At 54.9% G+C, this 698-nt stretch carries 1 rRNA gene; it reads left to right on the top strand.

Annotation, left to right across the window (positions count from 1 at the left end):
• Nucleotides 1-698: ribosomal RNA gene (locus SB751_RS28025) — 16S ribosomal RNA — on the top strand; the annotation flags it as partial.

Raw genomic sequence — 698 nt, 5'->3', positions numbered from 1 at the left:
GTAGGTGGCAAGCGTTGTCCGGAATTATTGGGCGTAAAGGGCTCGCAGGCGGTTTCTTAAGTCTGATGTGAAAGCCCCCGGCTCAACCGGGGAGGGTCATTGGAAACTGGGGAACTTGAGTGCAGAAGAGGAGAGTGGAATTCCACGTGTAGCGGTGAAATGCGTAGAGATGTGGAGGAACACCAGTGGCGAAGGCGACTCTCTGGTCTGTAACTGACGCTGAGGAGCGAAAGCGTGGGGAGCGAACAGGATTAGATACCCTGGTAGTCCACGCCGTAAACGATGAGTGCTAAGTGTTAGGGGGTTTCCGCCCCTTAGTGCTGCAGCTAACGCATTAAGCACTCCGCCTGGGGAGTACGGTCGCAAGACTGAAACTCAAAGGAATTGACGGGGGCCCGCACAAGCGGTGGAGCATGTGGTTTAATTCGAAGCAACGCGAAGAACCTTACCAGGTCTTGACATCCTCTGACAATCCTAGAGATAGGACGTCCCCTTCGGGGGCAGAGTGACAGGTGGTGCATGGTTGTCGTCAGCTCGTGTCGTGAGATGTTGGGTTAAGTCCCGCAACGAGCGCAACCCTTGATCTTAGTTGCCAGCATTCAGTTGGGCACTCTAAGGTGACTGCCGGTGACAAACCGGAGGAAGGTGGGGATGACGTCAAATCATCATGCCCCTTATGACCTGGGCTACACACGTGC

The sequence above is a fragment of the Cupriavidus sp. SIMBA_020 genome, assembly GCF_046535395.1.
Taxonomy (GTDB): Bacteria; Pseudomonadota; Gammaproteobacteria; order Burkholderiales; family Burkholderiaceae; genus Cupriavidus; species Cupriavidus campinensis.
This window is presented reverse-complemented; position numbering and strand designations above follow the sequence as displayed.